This window comes from Mesorhizobium sp. M0991, from assembly GCF_040318915.1.
GTDB lineage: Bacteria > Pseudomonadota > Alphaproteobacteria > Rhizobiales > Rhizobiaceae > Mesorhizobium.
The window spans coordinates 1-17,202 of the sequence record NZ_JAMYNE010000061.1 but is presented as its reverse complement, the minus strand read 5'-3'; the positions used below and the strand labels follow the sequence as shown (position 1 = coordinate 17,202).

Annotated in this window: 13 protein-coding genes and 2 pseudogenes; 4 read left to right on the top strand and 11 right to left on the bottom strand. The window is 59.0% G+C overall.

Annotation, left to right across the window (positions count from 1 at the left end):
* Window positions 1-13 precede the first annotated feature (13 nt).
* The 3 genes from fabG to NKH70_RS34410 all read left to right on the top strand — a co-directional run bounded on the left by fabG (window position 14) and on the right by NKH70_RS34410 (window position 4,181).
* Entirely contained in the window at window positions 14-790 is a 777-nt protein-coding gene (gene fabG / locus NKH70_RS34420) for a 3-oxoacyl-ACP reductase FabG (protein ID WP_353027371.1), read from the top strand.
* A 175-nt stretch (window positions 791-965) separates the two neighbouring features.
* Window positions 966-2,447, top strand: a complete 1,482-nt coding sequence (locus NKH70_RS34415) for an NAD-dependent succinate-semialdehyde dehydrogenase (RefSeq protein WP_353027368.1) — start codon at window positions 966-968, stop codon at window positions 2,445-2,447.
* Window positions 2,448-2,741: 294 nt separating this feature from the next.
* Window positions 2,742-4,181: a Glu/Leu/Phe/Val family dehydrogenase gene (locus tag NKH70_RS34410; RefSeq protein ID WP_353027367.1), complete on the top strand. Its 1,440-nt coding sequence runs from the start codon at window positions 2,742-2,744 to the stop codon at window positions 4,179-4,181.
* Window positions 4,182-4,573: 392 nt separating this feature from the next.
* Here NKH70_RS34410 and NKH70_RS34405 read toward each other — a convergent pair whose 3' ends face one another.
* Together NKH70_RS34405 and NKH70_RS34400 are read right to left on the bottom strand one after the other, a co-directional pair.
* The gene (locus tag NKH70_RS34405) at window positions 4,574-4,912 is read right to left on the bottom strand and encodes a TraB/TrbI/VirB10 family type IV secretion system protein (protein WP_353027366.1); all 339 of its coding nucleotides are present in this window, start codon (window positions 4,910-4,912) and stop codon (window positions 4,574-4,576) included.
* Window positions 4,913-5,561: 649 nt separating this feature from the next.
* Window positions 5,562-6,110, bottom strand: coding sequence for a cupin domain-containing protein (locus NKH70_RS34400; RefSeq protein WP_353027365.1), 549 nt, complete (start codon window positions 6,108-6,110; stop codon window positions 5,562-5,564).
* Window positions 6,111-6,278: 168 nt separating this feature from the next.
* Here NKH70_RS34400 and hisD point away from each other — a divergent pair, with 168 nt between their 5' ends.
* A complete protein-coding gene (gene hisD, locus NKH70_RS34395) occupies window positions 6,279-7,580 on the top strand; it encodes a histidinol dehydrogenase (RefSeq protein WP_353027364.1) in 1,302 nt (433 codons plus the stop codon).
* A 355-nt stretch (window positions 7,581-7,935) separates the two neighbouring features.
* Here the strand turns inward: hisD and NKH70_RS34390 are convergent.
* From NKH70_RS34390 to NKH70_RS34350, 9 genes and pseudogenes are all read right to left on the bottom strand, one after another.
* Window positions 7,936-8,133 (bottom strand): annotated as a pseudogene (locus NKH70_RS34390) (transposase); the annotation flags it as partial.
* A gap of 326 nt (window positions 8,134-8,459) precedes the next feature.
* Window positions 8,460-9,170, bottom strand: a pseudogene (locus NKH70_RS34385) (MFS transporter).
* 124 nt (window positions 9,171-9,294) lie between these two features.
* Window positions 9,295-10,410: an extracellular solute-binding protein gene (locus NKH70_RS34380; protein WP_353027363.1), complete on the bottom strand. Its 1,116-nt coding sequence runs from the start codon at window positions 10,408-10,410 to the stop codon at window positions 9,295-9,297.
* Window positions 10,411-10,441: 31 nt separating this feature from the next.
* A complete protein-coding gene (locus tag NKH70_RS34375) occupies window positions 10,442-11,824 on the bottom strand; it encodes an amidohydrolase family protein (RefSeq protein ID WP_353027362.1) in 1,383 nt (460 codons plus the stop codon).
* Window positions 11,825-11,826: 2 nt separating this feature from the next.
* The gene (locus NKH70_RS34370; RefSeq protein WP_353027361.1) at window positions 11,827-13,371 is read right to left on the bottom strand and encodes a M81 family metallopeptidase; all 1,545 of its coding nucleotides are present in this window, start codon (window positions 13,369-13,371) and stop codon (window positions 11,827-11,829) included.
* Window positions 13,372-13,409: 38 nt separating this feature from the next.
* Complete coding sequence (locus NKH70_RS34365) at window positions 13,410-14,231, bottom strand: ABC transporter permease (protein WP_353027370.1); 822 nt, start codon at window positions 14,229-14,231, stop codon at window positions 13,410-13,412.
* Between the two features lie 85 nt (window positions 14,232-14,316).
* Complete coding sequence (locus NKH70_RS34360; protein WP_353027360.1) at window positions 14,317-15,219, bottom strand: ABC transporter permease; 903 nt, start codon at window positions 15,217-15,219, stop codon at window positions 14,317-14,319.
* Window positions 15,212-16,330 (bottom strand): ABC transporter ATP-binding protein, encoded by a 1,119-nt coding sequence (locus tag NKH70_RS34355; protein ID WP_353027359.1) that lies wholly within the window; start codon window positions 16,328-16,330, stop codon window positions 15,212-15,214. The genes NKH70_RS34360 and NKH70_RS34355 overlap by 8 nt, the downstream gene beginning before the upstream one ends.
* A gap of 522 nt (window positions 16,331-16,852) precedes the next feature.
* Window positions 16,853-17,179: a recombinase zinc ribbon domain-containing protein gene (locus NKH70_RS34350; RefSeq protein WP_353027369.1), complete on the bottom strand. Its 327-nt coding sequence runs from the start codon at window positions 17,177-17,179 to the stop codon at window positions 16,853-16,855.
* Window positions 17,180-17,202: the final 23 nt, after the last annotated feature.

Sequence of the window (17,202 nt, the reverse complement as noted above, 5' to 3'; positions counted from 1 at the left end):
TGGAGGAGCAGGCGTGAGTCTCGTAGCGTATCCGCGAACTGCAGTCGTTACGGGCGGCACAACTGGTATTGGCCTTGCCTGTGCCGAGGTCCTTCTCGGTGCTGGGCACAGGGTGGCGGTCTTTAGCACTCAGACCGCGCATGTCGACAAGGCGCGCGAGCATCTCTCTCGCAAGTTTGGAGCCGACAACGTCCTGGCTGGCGCCGTCGACTTGCGCGACCGCGACGCCTTGACGGCTTTCTTCGAGAAGGTCCGGGCGAAATGGAGTCAGCCTTCAATTCTTGTATGCAATGCTGGCTTCTCGCCAAAACATGATGGGAAGCGCTTGGCCTTTGACGCCATCCCTCTGGAAGAGTGGAACGACGTTATGGCGATCAACCTGACCGGCGCTATGCTGTGCTGCCAATTGGCCGCACCTGGAATGGCTGCTCTCGGGTTCGGGCGCATCATCTTGATTGGTTCGATGGCGGGCCGGGCGTTGCCAAAAATTGCGGGCGCAAGCTACGTCGCGTCGAAAGCGGCCCTGGCTGGACTGGCTCGGTCGCTGGTCGGTGAATATGCTTCCCACGGGGTGACGATCAATACAGTCGCACCTGGGAATGTGCTTACGGACATGATGGGCTCGCCTGATAGCCCTGCCACTCTGGCCGCGCTGAGCCGAATCCCATCCGGACGAATGGGGCGCCCCGAGGATATTGCCGCCGTCGTGGCTTTCCTTGCGTCTGACCAGGCAGAGTTCGTCAATGGTGCGATCATTGACGTCACCGGTGGGGAATACGTCCCGTCCTAGTAACCGCTCGAGCTGCCAGGGAGCGCAATTCCGCGCGGAGGCAATGCACTTCCTCGCCAATCGACAATCCAAATCGGCATCTCGGTGATGCGGTGGAGCTTCTCGAAGCCTCGACGACACTCGACGCTAAAACGACGGGCAGGCCATCCGGCTTACTCTGTCTGGAGTATATGACATGGCATTCACGACTGCGCTGACAAAGCAGGTTCTCCCCTCGTCGCCCTTGCTACGCGATGCTGGCTATATCAACGGCGCCTGGACGACGGGCAATACCACCAAGACCTTCGACGTCCTCAATCCGGCAACCGGCGAAGTCCTGGCGTCGCTGCCAGACATGGGCCAGACCGAAACACGGGAAGCGATCGACGCCGCCTATGGGGCACAGCCGGCATGGGCCGGACTGCCCGCAAAAGAGCGCGCCCGAATCCTTCGCAAGTGGTACGACCTGATGGTAGCCAATGCCGATGAACTGGCGGCTATCCTCACGGCGGAAATGGGCAAGCCTCTTGCAGAAGCCCGAAGTGAGATTCTCTATGCCGCATCATACGTCGAATGGTACGCGGAAGAGGCCAAGCGCATCTACGGCGAGACGATCCCCGCTCCGTCTAACGATAAGCGCTTAATCGTCATCAAACAACCGGTAGGGGTCGTCGGTACCATCACTCCCTGGAACTTTCCGGCGGCAATGATCACCCGCAAGATCGCACCAGCACTTGCTGTCGGATGCGCCGTAGTCTCAAAGCCTGCCAAGCAGACACCGCTCTCGGCGCTAGCCCTTGCCGTTCTCGCTGAGCAGGCCGGCGTTCCGGCCGGGGTCTTCAACGTCATCGTAGGCGTCGATGGGCGGGCGATCGGCCAAGAGCTCTGCGGCAACGAGAAAGTGCGCAAGATCAGCTTTACCGGATCGACCGAGGTCGGCCGCGTTCTGATGGGTCAATGCGCTGAACAGATCAAGAAGGTTAGTCTTGAGCTTGGCGGTAATGCGCCATTCATCGTTTTTGACGATGCCGACCTCGACGCCGCAATTGAGGGTGCGCTGGCATCGAAGTATCGCAATGCCGGCCAGACTTGCGTCTGCGCCAACCGCTTCTACGTCCAGGCCCGTGTCTACGACGCCTTTGCGGCGAAGCTTGCCGCCAAAGTCGAGATTATGACAGTAGGCGACGGCTTCAAGGCGGGCGTGACAATCGGCCCGTTAATCGACGAGCAGGGCGTGTCGAAGGTCGAGAGCCATGTCGCGGACGCCGTTTCGAAGGGGGCCAAGATCCTGACGGGTGGCAAGCGCGTCAAGGGTGCCGGCAACTTTTTCACGCCGACGGTGCTCACCGGGGTCACCCGCGAGATGAAGGTCGCTCGGGAGGAGACATTTGGTCCTCTTGCACCACTGTTCCGCTTCGACACCGTCGAGGACGTGATCGCCCAGGCCAACGATACCGAATTCGGTCTTGCCGCCTATTTCTTCGCTGGCGATTTGAAGAAAGTCTGGCGCGTAGCCGAAGCGCTGGAATACGGGATGGTCGGCATCAACACCGGCTTAATGTCAACGGAAACGGCGCCCTTCGGCGGCATCAAGCAATCCGGTCTCGGCCGTGAAGGCTCGCGACACGGTGCCGAAGACTATCTCGAGATGAAGTACCTCTGCATGGGCAACCTTTAATGGCCGCTGCGCCCTTGAATACCAGGGACGGACGATGTCCGCAGTGCGCCAAACCCCCGCGCGGGACAACACCCCATCTCAGCCTCGAAAATTGAGGCGCTACAATTGTCATTAGGTCGCCGATGGAATTCCGGCGGCTCCGGTAATTGGCGACGTCTTGCGCCAGGTGCCGAGAGTAAATCCTGGGAGGAGGACGCGCTTTGGATCGGTCGACCGAGATATCCATCATCGAAATACTTGGGCGCTGGTCGATGCAAAGGCCTCAGATCAGCCCAATTACGGAGGGTGCCGAGAATGCATACAGCAAAAACTGAGCTCAATGAGGTCGGAGTTATTGAAGGACCCTCAGACTTCCTTGCAGATGTCGATGCCATGTTGGAGCGTGCTGCGAGACACGTCCCGATGCAGGACGGTCTGATCGAGAAGATCAAGGTATGTAACGAGACCTACGCGACTCGCTTCGGTGTTCGACTGCGCGGCCGCATGTACACCTTTCACGGCTGGCGTTCGGTGCACAGCAATCATCCCTCCCCGGCTAAGGGTGGCATTCGTTACGCGCCCGACGTGCACCAGGAAGAGGTCGAGGCGCTTGCAGCACTGATGACGTACAAATGCGCGCTGATGGGCCTGCCTTTCGGTGGGTCAAAGGGCGGCCTCAAGATAGATCCCAATGAGTGGAGCGAAACCGAACTCGAGCGCATCACCAGGAGGTTTGCGCAGGAACTTACCCGTCAGAACTTCCTAAGTCCTGCCCAGAATGTACCGGCTCCAGACGTCGGAACGTCAGAGAAGATCATGGTCTGGATTGCAGACGAGTATCGCAGGCTGAAGCCCAACGACATCAATGCGGAGGCGTGCGTTACAGGCAAGCCTCTCGCTGCCGGCGGCATCGAAGGCCGGTCGGAGGCGACGGGCCGGGGCGTACAGTATGCGTTGCGAGAGTTTTTTAGTAATCCGGGCGACGTGGCCCGAACAAGCCTTCCACCCCGCCTGGAGGGGCGAAGCGTCATCGTGCAGGGCTTCGGCAATGTAGGCTATCACGCTGCCAAATTCCTCGCCGCGGACGGCTGCCGAATCGTTGCGGTTATCGAGCGAGATGGTGCCATTGCTAACCCACAGGGTCTGAACGTAGAGGAACTCCACCGGCATTTCACAATGCACAAAACGTTCACGGAATTCCCTGGCGGAGCTTTCCACCCCGACGGCGACAAGTTCTTGACGGGCGCTTGCGACATCCTCATACCTGCGGCGCGCGAGGGTGTATTCAATTCTGCCAACGCCCCGTTAGTGCAGGCCCGCTTGCTCGTCGAAGCTGCAAATGGCCCAGTAACCTTTGAAGCCGACCGGATTCTCCGGCAGCGAGGCGTGGTGATTATCCCCGACCTGTTCGCCAATGCCGGCGGGGTGACCGTGTCCTATTTCGAGTGGGTTAAGAATATAACGCACATGCCTTTTGGCCTTATGGAGCGGCGCCAGCGGCAGCATGAGAACTCCCTTCTGACCTCGACGCTCGAGAGCATGCTCAAGACTAAGTTTCCTGACGCTATCGCCTCCCTAGGAGGTGCCCGCGAGATAGACCTCGTTCGCTCTGGGCTCGAGGAGAAGATGAGGTCGACCTATGCGCAGATGTCGCATCTTTGGAACAATGCTGAAGGGATCGATGACCTGAGGTCTGCCGCCTACGTAATTGCGCTGACGCGCATCAAGGGCATTTACGAAGCGATCGGAATCTAACGCCTCCGAGGCCAGTGGTGGGAGACCCAATTTGAACCGCTTTGGCAGCTACACTCGCCGAGATCGCTAGGTAGTACATACCACGACGTTTCTGACCTGCTGCAGCAGATTGCGAAGCGAAGGCGGAGATCAGCGGACATTCTGTCGCGAGGCGTACAAATTGGGTCTCGGGAAGCGAGAATGTCTTTCCTGATTCGTGAATTCCAGGGCGACAGAGCCTTGTTTTCGGTAGCTGCTTACTTTGCAATCGGGAGTGGCATCGGGCTAGTCAACTGTGTTCCGGCATTTCCCCACTATCGCTTCGCATCTCCACGACGCAGTACTGCGCACAAAAGGCGCCGCTCCGAACACACCCGCACCTGGGGATGAGAAGCAGGCTGCCCGTCGGGCTGTCATAGATATGCTGGGGTGATTTGCCTGATAGGCTGATAGGCTGGAGCGGATTCCGGTGATGAGCGCGGCGGGAATGACCGTCGGGCCTGAAGCTCATAGGGCGAGGCCCGTGCTGCGACACGATCGGGCGCGACGGTGCGGCGATCGACGTCGGGCATTGACACGGCAAGCCGCTTGTCCTCCGTCCCGAAGTCGCTCTGGCCTGGTGCGGCTCCATCGAGCGTCGGCTGAAAGGACGGAAACCGGAGCCGGCCGAGGCTATGGAGGAAGGCCTTGCTGGTGCGAGCCGCTTCCATTTCAGCGATGCGCCTCTGCCCTTCCGGATCGGTCTGCAGCACGGGCATCACCTTGGCCGGAACGTCGCCGCCTTGTTGCGGGCGCGGACCCAGATCGCCCGGAAGCGGCGGGCCGATTTGCCGCTATACTCGGACGGCAGTCTCTCCAGTCCATCGGTGTCTGACGGCGATCGGTTGTGAACAATTCTCCTGGCTCGGCTGTCGATCACCTGCCTGGAGCGCTCCACTTAGCGAGCCGGGCGCCTTCGGCGGCGTTGGCCCGAACGCAAGCTGGGAAAATTGATGCTCCGCCAGGCCCAGGCCTGCGGCTCTGCACTCTTGCGACAAGCCTACTGACCGGCCCATCTAAGAGCAGCGAGCAGCGCGTTCGCCATTGGCCTGGACGATCGAGAATGACTGCTAAACGAACTCTTACAGAGTGACCAGCATGCCGCTGTCGGTGCAGGCCTTCAGGAGATGTTGGGCCGGGATCCGCATTCATGTGTCGGTCGTAAATAGGTGGCGGCGCTGTCCGAAGCGGCTAATTCCGCAGTGATCGCGCGCTTGCCGCCACAATAAGACGAGCAGCCCGGGAATATCACCGCCAACGCGTCAACCGCTTTATCAAAGGCACAACGAAGAGCCAAAGCCGTTCATTTAAAAAGCGACCCTAATAGCGGCGTGGGCACCCGGCGAAGGCGGGGCCGGCAGTTCAGTAAGTCGGCGGCGTGATCGCACTCAGGATTTCACTATGGCCGTCGTGGACATTTCGAAAACGGTGCGGCAGCCTGCTATCAAAATAGTAACCGTCACCCGCTTTTAATATCTTTTTTTCATGTCCAACTGTAATCTCGACTACACCAGACAAGATCATGCCTCCCTCTTGGGCTGCGTGGGTAAATTCCTCACCGCTGTCTGCCCCAGGAGCATACCGTTCGTGCAACATCAGTAGTTGGCGGTTTGGATGATCAAATCCGATGACGCGGTACGAAATTGAGTTCGCCCTTCCAATTTCAAGGAGGTCTTCCGATGCGTAGAATGGTGAATAGGGTAGGCTAGACTGGAGGTCACCAAAGAAACCTGGCAGTGTTGTACCTAAGGCGTCGAGTACAGCCCAAAGGGTATCGATAGAGGGGCTCATCTTATCGCGTTCAATTAGTGAAATCGTGGAATGAGATACTCCTGAACGAGTCGCCAGCTCTCTAACACCAAGGTGACGTCGGCGACGCAGTTCACGCAACTTGCTCCCAATCTTCGGCATTCGTCAGTTCCTTGCGTCGTTTACTCTAGAGACCATGCACCAGTAAAAAAGTCCGAGGAACACGATAGCCGACTGGTTGGTTATTATAATGAACAGGTACTTGATGGGGATTGCCGGACTGGTCCGGTTGCACGATGCTGGCTCATCATCCCACACTAGGAGGTTGTGATGAAGTCGCGTCTTGAATCACTGAAAGACAAATTCATTCAAATCAAACATCCCTATCGGGATCCAGTCTCGGACACAGCCTCGGTTGAGAAAACCGTCAAGGATATTATTGCAAACGTCCGCGAGCGAGGGGACGCTGCCGTTCGCGAATATTCGCTCGCCTTCGATAAAGCGGACGTTACCAACTTCGAAGTCACCAAGGAAGAGAAACAGCAGGCGGTTGCTGATCTTGATCCACAGACGCGTGAAGATACCGAATTTGCCATTGTCAACGTCCGCCGCTTTGCGGAGGCCCAGTTGGGCACTATCCTGCCCCTTGAGATCGAAAGCCTTCCTGGGCTTACTCTCGGTCATCGGGTGATACCAATTGAGACAGTGGGCTGTTATGTGCCCGGCGGTCGCTACCCGCTTCTGTCGGCGCCAGTCATGACCATCGTACCAGCGAAGGTTGCAGGCTGTGACCAGGTAATCGCCTGTCTTCCACCGAATGCCCACCTCGCCATGATTGCTGGTTGCCATCTCGCCGGTGCGGACCACATTTTCCGCGTTGGGGGAGCCCAGGCGATTGCCGCAATGGCATACGGTACTGAGACCATTCCGGCGGTCGACAAGATCGTCGGCCCGGGCAATGCCTTCGTCAACGAAGCAAAGCGGCAGGTGTTCGGTCAGGTCGGTATCGATCAGCTCGCCGGCCCTAGCGAAATCTTCATCGTCGCGGACGAAACCGGAAATGCAGTTACCATCGCGACCGACCTGTTGGCGCAGGCCGAGCACGACGTCCGCACCCGTGTTGGCGTCGTGACAACTGATCGAAAGCTTGCTGAAGACGTTCTCAAAGAGGTGGAAAGGCAGCTGGAAGGCTTGCCGACAGCTCCCGTGGCAGGCGTTGCATGGAAGGACTATGGCGAGATCACCGTCGTCGAAGACGAAGACACGATGATTGCATACTCGGATTACATCGCTGCGGAGCATCTGCAGGTCCACACCCGCGATCCGCAGGCAACCGCCAAGAAGCTTCGAAACTACGGCTCGCTCTTCATCGGCGAACTGTCCAGTGTCGTTTATTCGGACAAGTGCTCCGGTACAAACCACACCCTGCCGACGATGGCTGCAGGTCGCTACACCGGCGGCCTTTGGGTAGGCTCCTATCTTAAGATCGCTACGCACCAGTGGCTCGACGAGCGTGGTGTTGCCGCCGTTGGTCCGGCAGCTGTGCGCCAGAGCGCAACTGAAAAACTGGAAGGCCATCGTCGCGCCGCCGCATTGCGTCTAACCCCCGAACAACTTGCCTCAGTTGGGTGAACCAAGGCACCGTTCGAAGCGCCACCGAAGCCGGCCCTGGTTTGGCGCAGACGGGATCAAAAAACCCGGCGTTCGAGGTTCCGCGCTGTTCAATCGAACTATTCCACCTCGGTAAATTGCAGCGTGAGCAGCGGCCAGATGACACTTGCGTGGTTTGCTGGCGCTTCCAATCATCCAAAGAGGCAGATCAACCATCTCTGCCTTTTTTCAAGAGGAGGTATGCATGAGTCACGTGCTCGACTTTTCGAAACAACCCCACCAAATGCCCAACCGCGGGGCATGCGTCCCGACCTGTTCTTGCCCGGAACGGGTTGTGTGCGTCAAGTTCTGCAAAAAGGGGCGGCCATAGTGGTGGTCATGCGGCTTGGCGTAGAGCGAGTTTCTTGTGCTCGCGCAGGTCGTCCTGTTAATGTAGCGGTTGGCCTCCATCCAGTTTTCGTTGGTCTCACGGCGAACGCTCTGACTGGGCGCAGACAGCTTCGGCATTGGGGAAGATGCGCACGACGTAGGTTCTGCGCCTGATCTCCTCGTTGAGCCGCTCCAGTATGTTGGTAACCGGTATGATCATGACGGTGCCATCTGATCCCCCGCTGGAGATTCGAGATTTCCGGCGTATGATGTGACCATCCGGGACAGGGGCACCGGGAGCACGCCAAGTGCGGGCAGGCCGATATATTCGATAAGCTGCGAGCTCGCGTTAGTAGCTGGCCGCCCCTGCGACCTGCCCGGTTGCGCCGAGAGCGCGGATCCGTAGGTGTCGCGTCGCCCGCCGGCTCCCGATTGTTCAAGGAGAGAGGGAGCCAATGAGACGTGTAATTGGATGGACATCCACCGCACCTTTGCGGAAGTGGTTTTCTGGGAAGATGGCCGGCTGCGCCATCACGGACGGATCGACAGACCCGCTCCGGACTGGAGGGATTTGGCCGCAGCTTGAACAGGACGGACGAGGTCGTTGTCGAGGCGACCGGCAACGCCATGGCTGGTGCGGGTGCTTTCGCCTTTCGTCGACCGGGTGATTGTCGCCAACCCGATGCAGGTGAAGGCGATCGTCCCAAACGAGGCAATCAATATTCCGCTGAGCGCCGGCCCTACGGTCCGCACGGTGCTAAAGCCGATGGAGAGTAGTGTTATCGCAGCGGGCAATTCGCGTCGCTCGACGATGTCCCCAACGGAAGCTTGCCAGGCTGGATCGTTGATGGCTGCGCCACATCCAACCAAAAAACTGAAGCCGAGGATCATCCACGGATCTAGATAGCCCAGCACGACCATTGCAGTCAGCATCGCCGAGGCTGTCACCATCAGGCAGCGGCCGGCGAACATGACCCGGCGCCGACTGAAACTATCTGCGATGGCTCTGGCGAAAAGCGAAATAACGAAACGGGCAGGTAGATGCAGTCTGTACCAGCGCGACCATCAAGTCAGAATTCGAAATGGTTGCCATTAGAGTAGCCAGCTGATGGCAACGATCTGCATTAGCCAGCCAAGGCTAGAAGCTTGTGTGGCCAGCCAAATCGAACGAAAGGTGGGGTTCCGCAGCGGGGCGAATGTGGCCGGCGAAATAGCTGGACCTGGGCCCGCCACCTTGGACATCTACTGTTACCTTTGCAGATATGACATTTGCTGCAGTGGCTAGGCCCGCGAGGTGGCGCAAATCTACCAAATGCGCCACCTCATCCAGTGTGTGCGGGCTACGCCAGCCCAGACACCATCACCGTCACTGCGATAGCCACGTGGACCAACGTGACAGCACAGGTTGGGTATTCGCATCCAGCCAGTCGGGGTCAACCCTGATGGTATCGTTCCACGTTGCCGGTTTAGTCGGCAACGCTGCGGCAATAGCCGGATCGAGTAGCGGCAACGCCTCCTTATTACCAGTCGCTGAACCCCCGTGGTAAGCGGTGATGTAGGCTGCGTCGTTCTCAGGATGCGAGTACATGTAATTTAGGAGTGCTAGCCCCGCGAGAGGACGCTTCGCGTCTTTTAGTACTCCCCAAGCGGCGGCATCGCGTACTGCCCCCTTCCATGAAACCCCAATCGGCTGACCTTCTTGCTTGAGGCCGTCCTGCCGATAGGTCATCATCATGACGACCTCGCCTGAGCGGAAAATTTGCTCGGACTGATCGCCGCTTGTCCACCACACAGAGACGTGAGGCTTGATTTCGTCCAGCTTGCTGAACGCGCGATCTAGGTCAAGCGGGAACAAATCTGCCGGCGCGACGCCGTCGGCAAGGAGTGCTGCTATCAGGTTCCACCACGGATTTCCTGCATCGGGCAACGCGCGGGGACCCGGGAAGTTCGTGACATCCCAAAAGTCCTTCCACGTGGAGGGCTGCGGCCCGCTCGACGGGAAGGTCTGCGTGTTATAGGCCATGACGACAACACCGATGTCGAATAGCACCGCTTTTTGCAGACACGCACCGTCGATTCCCGCCTTGGCAACGTTTGGTGTCTCTTGGCATTCACTGCCAAGGTCGCGGAAGTACACCCGGGTTTTCTCGGTCAGAGCATCAATCGAGAGGGTCATTACGTCCCATTCGACGTTGCCCACCTCAGCCATTGCTTTGAGCCTGGCTATCTTTTCTCCGTATGAGCCACCCGCATTAATAACCTCGATCCCGGTCGCCTTGCTGAAGGGATCAAGGTAGTACTGCTTGACCTTCTCAAGATACGCTCCCGTTCCACCCGCTACTACAACCTGCGTCTGACCCGCATCAATGGCACGCTTGGCGAGCTCATCGGCCGCTTCCGCGCTGAAAACGCGACTCGGTCCCAAAATCGCCGTTAGCGAAAGCGTCGCGCCATAACTCAGAATTTCTCGTCTGGTCGTCATGATGGTAATCTCCCTTTTCCCATCGCCCTTCTCAACCGGCGAGTCCGGTTCTCATCAACAGCCCCTTGACCGATGCGCGCGCCGCGAGCGCTGCCGATTCAGCCTCGATTCGAAGAGGCTGCCCGTGCCGAAGCACGATGCTGCCGTTAATTACCGTGAGAGCTGGCGGTCGGGTCATGCCGACCACTGCCGTCTCTGCGTACGGATCGAGGCCCAGCGCCTCTGACGAGGCAGGCTCGCGCACGACAAAGTCCGCGCGCTTGCCAATCTCGAGACTGCCAACGTAATCGCCAGCGCCTACGCTTCGCGCGGCCCCAATGGTGCGCATACGCAGGAGCTCGTCGGCTTTCACCGGGATACCAAGGGCCGCCGCGTTGCAAACCGCCACGCTACCTAGTGCATCGAAGTTGAGATTGCGCGGGATGTCCGTTGCGACCGCAACGGCTGCGCCGGCCCTGGCCAGTTCCACCATGCGCGGTTCTGCCCGCCCGTGGCCCATGGCACGCATCTGTTGAAACGGACACCAGTTTATGCCCGTACCCGTGTTGCCAAGTAGCGCCACGTCGTCGGAATGGACGATGTTCATATGGGTAAATGTCGAGCTCGGACCAAGGGCACCAGCATCGTGGAGTCGGGCGATTGCCGATCGACCGGCCTTTTGTTCTTCATCGAGATACTGTGCTGGATCGTAGCCACGATGCTCCTGAAACTGGACATCGTTCTCGCGCGCGGTAGCAAGGGCGGCGTTCCACAGAGCTTCCGTTGACGTCGTAGGACCGTAGATTCCGATAAACGCCCTGACGAGCCCCTCGGTGTCACGGTTGCGGTAAAGCTGCGAGCCCAGTCGCTTGATCGCAGCATCCGTCGAGTCCGGCCAGCGATCAAAAAACCCCGGGCTCGAGAGCTCTGGCTCATTGTCCACCATGGTCTGTGTGAGGTCAGCGACATAGGGATCGGTCAGCCAGATACGGAGTCCCGCCTCGTCAGCGACGGCTGCTACGGCGTCGGGTTCAAAAATGGTGCCCGGATCGACAAAGCCGGTGTAACCCGCCCCGAGATAGTCGACCGCAGCCAGCAAAGCACTGGCATGCTCGTCCTCGGGCGTCAGCACTGCCTTCCAGTGACCCATAGTGAAAGGCGTGCCCACCATGAGCGGTTCGACCGAGCGCGACGTGTACTGGGAAACGTGGATATGCGCATCGATGAACCCCGGATGCACAACTCCCCCTTTCGCGTTGAAAGTCTCCATGGCCTCAAAGCGGGCGCGAATGGTCGCTGTTGGCCCAACCGCGCAGATGCGGCCGGCCCTAACGGCGACGGCCCCGTCGTTGAAGGTCGTACCTTCATTGTCGACCGTGAGCACAATGCCGCTGTGAATGATCAAGTCACACTGTTCTGGCGTCTGGGTGTCCATGATTAAGTCCGTGCTGCCGTCTTGTGAGGGGACCCGACAGAATGTTGGCGGGCGGTGATTTTTGGATCTGGGAAACTGTGTTCTGGCCAGAAGCGCGACTTCTCGTATTTGAAATGGCCTTTGCGGTAGTAGCCAACGCCCGGCGTATCCACGAGCACGGGCGTCGCGCGCGCCCCGAAATTGAGAGCAAAGTGGTAACCCGACTTCACGACGATGAAATCGAGGTCTTCTAGGACGATGTTCTGACTCGTGAAGGCTGCAGGATCTGTCGTGTTTGCAGGCTTGGTCGTAAGCATCACATCTATGCGGTTCTCTACGCGAACTACTGCGGTAGGTCCCATCGCTGAGCGAGCACCCTGGCTGAGCGACCCTTCCACAATGAAGTCTCCATCGCTCACGTTCACGATCTGCCCCGTGAGCAAAAGCGGCGTGTACCCCGGAGTAAATCCGGCACCGACGGACAGCGTTATCGATGCCCCTACACCCGCCTCGATCGCCCGGGCAGCCGTCGCCGGGTCTGTGATCGGTACAGCTCCGCGGAGTCCGGGATGGTGCTCGAGTGCCTCAGACAGTAGTATCGTGCTGTCGCCGGGCGCGCCGGCGGCCACGCGGTCGCCCATATCTCCAATGGCGTATGGCCGTTTCTCCGGCGAATTCCGGATCAGGGCAAAGACCTCCTCGACCGCCAGAAGGTCATCCTTAAAGCGCTCACGCTCGACCCAGAACCGCGTCGCGAGATCCACTGCGAGCCCGGCGGCATCCGCGTTCGGACCATCGCTCAGAACGGTGACGACCTGGCCGATCTCGTCGTCGTCAACAAAACGGTACACGTTGTAGATCGAAATATCTTTGATCGACGGGTGCAAAGCGGCGTATTCGCGTGCCTTTGCATGAATTTCTGAAAGTGGACCGGAAGCGGTTTCTTGTGCGCCCGGCAAGACCATTGGGGTCAGCGCCGAGACAGTAACCGGCTTCAATCGACCCTCTAGTTGTTCAATCAGAAGCGCTGCAACTTTCTGCCCGCATTCGACCGTGTCTGAATGGGGGTTCTCTTTGTAGGCGATGCATATATTCGTGTTGTCGAGCATACGGTCGGTTACATGGCCGTGGAGATCCAGGCCGATCCCGATCGGAACATCTGGGCCGACGAGAAGCCTAATGTGATGAAGAAGGTCGCCCTCGGCATCCGAGGTTTTGGTAGTCCCCATTGCCCCGTGCAGGTCAAGGCCGATCGCGTCAGGCGAAACCCGCTTTATCGCATCCAGGAGTTCTCCGCGTACACGTAGATAGAAGTCGTGGTCGACAAGGCCGCTTGGGGGAGCATCCGCCGATATGACCGGCTCAACTTTGACGCCCGCCGCAGTGAGCGTTTCGATCAGGCCCCTTAGTACGCCCGATGGCGCCTTAAGGACGTGAGTACCACGATCTACAATGAAGCGTTGCTCATCAGTGGTACCGGGATTCTGCCTATTTGATTCATGGCTGAAGCGGGCCACTAGTACTCGGTAGGGCTTTGACACCTTCGTGTATTGGCTGATCGTTTTCATGATGGTTTCTCTGCGTAGGTGATGCTGAATTGGCTACGTCACGCCAGCCTTGTGGGTCCTTTACGTGCGCCTCCCGCCCTGCTGCTTGCGCGGCTTTGCAGCAATTGGAGCCCGCCCAGAGTCGCTAGCGACACGACGACCATGACGGTGGATGCTGCCGCGATTACGGGGGTGAGGTTGGAATCAATGTCCTCGAACATTTTTCGGGTCAGGGTTTTGCCCTGGACGCCCGAAATGAAGAAGGCGACGGTCGCTTCATCGAATGAGGCCAAGAATGCGAACACCGCGCCAGCCGCGACGCCAGGGGCGATACCAGGCAGCACCACCAAGAAGAACGCTCTAATACGACCGGCGCCGCAGTTCAGCGCGGCAAGTTCCAGCGTGAGATCGAACCGTTGCAGTGCCGCCGTGACCGTAATCACGACGTAGGGGACAGCCAGCATGGTGTTGGCGATAACGAAACCGGAGAAGTTGCCAGAAAGCCCAAGAGGCGCAAACAGCAGGTAGATCGCGACGGCGATAACGATGTGAGGAACGACAAGGGGACTCAACGTCAATGCCTGCAACCATGCTTTGCCGGGCAGATCGCCTCGGACGAGCGCGATCGCAGCCAAAGTGCCGACAATGGTCGCGCCGAGTGTCGTCGCCACGGCAATCCTGAGCGAAAACCAGGTCGCCGACATCCAGTCGGCATCGCTAAAGAACGCCGCGTACCACTTGAGTGTTAGGCCGCTGGGTGGAAACTCCAGATAGTCGGCAGTGCCCAGTGACATAGGGATCACCAGCAGGGTCGGCACGATGAGGAAGAAAAGCAGCAGGCCAACGATCCCAATCCCAACGGTCAGACCGATTAGTCGCAGCGGGCGATCATAGGCCGCCCAAAAACCATGATCCCCATTCTTGCTGGTTGGCGGCTCTGTCGCGACGGGTTCCGCTGGCGATGAATCAGACACCTGAAACTCCCTTGTTGAAGGAGAGGGCCTTGCGGAACACCGATAGGAGCAGGAGCGTCGCGGCCAGCAAAACCACAGATAACGCGCCGGCAAAGGGCCAATCGAGAAGTACCGTTGCCTGCTGGCCGATGAGCGTACCCATCATGAGGGTGCGCGGGCCACCAACCAGGGCGGGTGTAATGTAAAAGCCGAGCGACAGGATAAACGTCATCAGGGCACCGGCAAACACGCCCGGCAGACTGAGCGGCAGCGTAATACGCAAGAACACGGTCCAGCCGCCCGCCCCGAGATTCTTCGCTGCTCGCTCCAAGTCGTCGGGGATTGTACGCACCGCCGCATAGATCGGCAGAATCATGTACGGCAGGAGCACATGCGTCATGGCCATGATGACTGCCCCCTCGGTATAGATCAGGCGAAGGGGAGCCGTAGTTAGCCCGGCTTCTTGCAACACCGTGTTGACTAGACCGTTCCTCTGCAGCAGCACGATCCAGGCATAGGAGCGCACCAGTACGGATGTCCAAAGTGGGATGAGCACGCAGGCAGCCACAATTGCTGCCCACGTCCCCTTGAGTTTCGCCATAGCCAGCGCGACGGGATAGCCGAGCACGAAGCTTGCGAGCATTACGACGAAAGCGATCTCGAAGGTTCGCCACAGCACGCGCAGATAAACCGGCTCCAAGAATAGCCGTATGTACCGATCGACATTGAGCTCCGGCGCAAACAGACTGCCGGCCAGCAGGCGCCCGACGGGATAGAGAAAGCTGAATGAAAGCAGCAGCAGCAGCGGGGCAAATAGCGCCAGCGAAAGGAGCGGGGAATAGTCACGGGCGGAGCGCGATACTGTCAGGCGGCTCCAGCCTCGCTGCCCCCAAGAGGAGGCCACCCCGCTAAACATGGTCGCCCCCCGCCGGAGGAAACAACTGGAGCGCTCCCGGATCGATCACGAGATCGACCGCGTCACCCTGCCGGAAAGGCAGCGCTCCTCCAACTGTTGGCAGTTGCACGAGCACAGGTACGCCTTCACGGCCGACAATTTCGACAACAAGGACATTAGACGATCCGACGAAGACGGCGGCTTCCACCTTCGCCGCTAGCGCCGACGGTCCACCCTGCCCCTTCGCAGCAAGCCGAAGGCGTTCCGGCCGGATCGCGACGCGCACTCGGCTCCCCGCCGAAACCAAGCTAGATGAACCGTTCACATCCGATGGCGCAACAACCCGGCTGCTTTCGGAGAGCGCGAGAATTGCGCCCTCCGGAGAAGTACCCAGGCATTCGACCTCGAGGAAATTCATCTTGCCAACAAAATCTGCGACGAAGGCCGTTTTTGGGGACAAGTACAATTCGGTCGGCCTACCAACCTGCGCCAATCGCCCTCGTTCCATGACAGCTACCCGATCTGACAGGATCATCGCCTCTTCCTGATCGTGGGTGACATAAATAACGGTCACGCCGAGTCGTTGCTGCAACCTCTTGATTTCGAACTGCATGCTATCGCGAAGCTTCTTGTCGAGCGCCCCCAAGGGCTCGTCCATCAGAAGCACTGGCGGCTCAAAGACCAGGGCTCGCGCTACGGCGACGCGTTGCTGTTGTCCACCGGAGAGCTGGCTGGGCAGTCTCCGCTCAAGGCCTGTGAGCTGGACGAGCGTCAAGATCTCGGACACGCGAGCTGCGATCTCGCCTCGCGAAAGCCTGCGCATCTTCAAAGGGAACGCAATGTTTTGCTCTACCGTCATGTGCGGAAACAGCGCGTACTTCTGGAACACCATTCCCACTTCTCGCCGGTTTGGGGCGAGGTGGGTGATGTCACGGTCCCCAATGAGAATGCGGCCGGAAGTCGGTGTCTCGAACCCGGCGACCATCATCAACAGCGTCGTCTTGCCAGACCCCGAGGATCCTAGGATCGATACAAACTCACCCGCTTGGATTCCAAACGATACATCCGAGACCGCTTCCACCTCGCCGTAGCGTTTTGCAACACCTCGAATGTGAACGGGCTGACCTTTCAAGCCCACGGTTCCGTGCCCTCGCCTCGACCGTGTCCGTCGTCGGAGAGAGCGACGGTGATCGTGCCTAAGAAACGTCCCAGCCTGCCCATGCTTCCCATCCTCTTCTCCACCATGGCCCCGATCGACGGCCACAGGGATTGTTATTTGGTGCAACAAACATCATGAGGTGTCAATAGGTAGATGGTAGATGTAACCCGATGTCGCGCAATTTCGCACCGGTGCAGTTGGGGAGAATCCGGACAGGGCATTGCCGCCTTACCGCATTTCGAGGGAGGCGATCAAGGTTCGGGAGGTGAGCGGTCGCCTGCCGGCCGCACACAACTGCTTCGGCACGGTGGCAAAACGGCAAACTCGCTTAGGTGAGCCCCAAAGTGGGCACCCCCTTAGATGCCACCATGCCTCGCCGGCGAGGCTAGGCGAGGCATCAAGCATGGGAGGCTTGGGGAGGCAAGGCTCGTCGTGAACGCTGTTACCGCGAGCGCAGCGTTCCAGCGCCGCTCCAGTTCGCCCGCCACGAGCCGATTATCGGGATCGACGGCGTCGTACTGGCGCCGGGGCATGAGCGGCTTCATAACGTGCCTGCTCAAGCGCGAGTTTCACATGGCAATGCTTCTCCCCAGCCTGTACCGCGGAGGTCTCAATGGCCTTGATCGCCGCTTCGATACCGGGCGGTTGAAGGCGTTGAAGAACCTCCCCGCTGATCGCTTGATCGACACGCAACGATCCGAAGCCGATACACAGATCGGTTCCATGGGTGAGCTGGGCTCCGCGGCAATGATAACGCCCGGTATTGCCGTTGCTGCCGGAATAGGAGACATGCAGCTTGCGGCCGCAATGGCCGCAGCGCAAGAGACCGCCGAGCAGCAACTCGC

Bases quoted from the DNA above. Each gene is read 5' to 3' on its own strand.
- NKH70_RS34410 (WP_353027367.1), top strand. From the start codon at position 2,742: ATGCATACAGCAAAAACTGAGCTCAATGAGGTCGGAGTTATTGAAGGA.
- NKH70_RS34370 (WP_353027361.1), bottom strand. From the start codon at position 13,371: ATGAAAACGATCAGCCAATACACGAAGGTGTCAAAGCCCTACCGAGTA.
- NKH70_RS34375 (WP_353027362.1), bottom strand. From the start codon at position 11,824: ATGGACACCCAGACGCCAGAACAGTGTGACTTGATCATTCACAGCGGC.
- NKH70_RS34415 (WP_353027368.1), top strand. From the start codon at position 966: ATGGCATTCACGACTGCGCTGACAAAGCAGGTTCTCCCCTCGTCGCCC.
- NKH70_RS34380 (WP_353027363.1), bottom strand. From the start codon at position 10,410: ATGACGACCAGACGAGAAATTCTGAGTTATGGCGCGACGCTTTCGCTA.
- NKH70_RS34360 (WP_353027360.1), bottom strand. From the start codon at position 15,219: ATGTTTAGCGGGGTGGCCTCCTCTTGGGGGCAGCGAGGCTGGAGCCGC.
- hisD (WP_353027364.1), top strand. From the start codon at position 6,279: ATGAAGTCGCGTCTTGAATCACTGAAAGACAAATTCATTCAAATCAAA.
- NKH70_RS34400 (WP_353027365.1), bottom strand. From the start codon at position 6,110: ATGCCGAAGATTGGGAGCAAGTTGCGTGAACTGCGTCGCCGACGTCAC.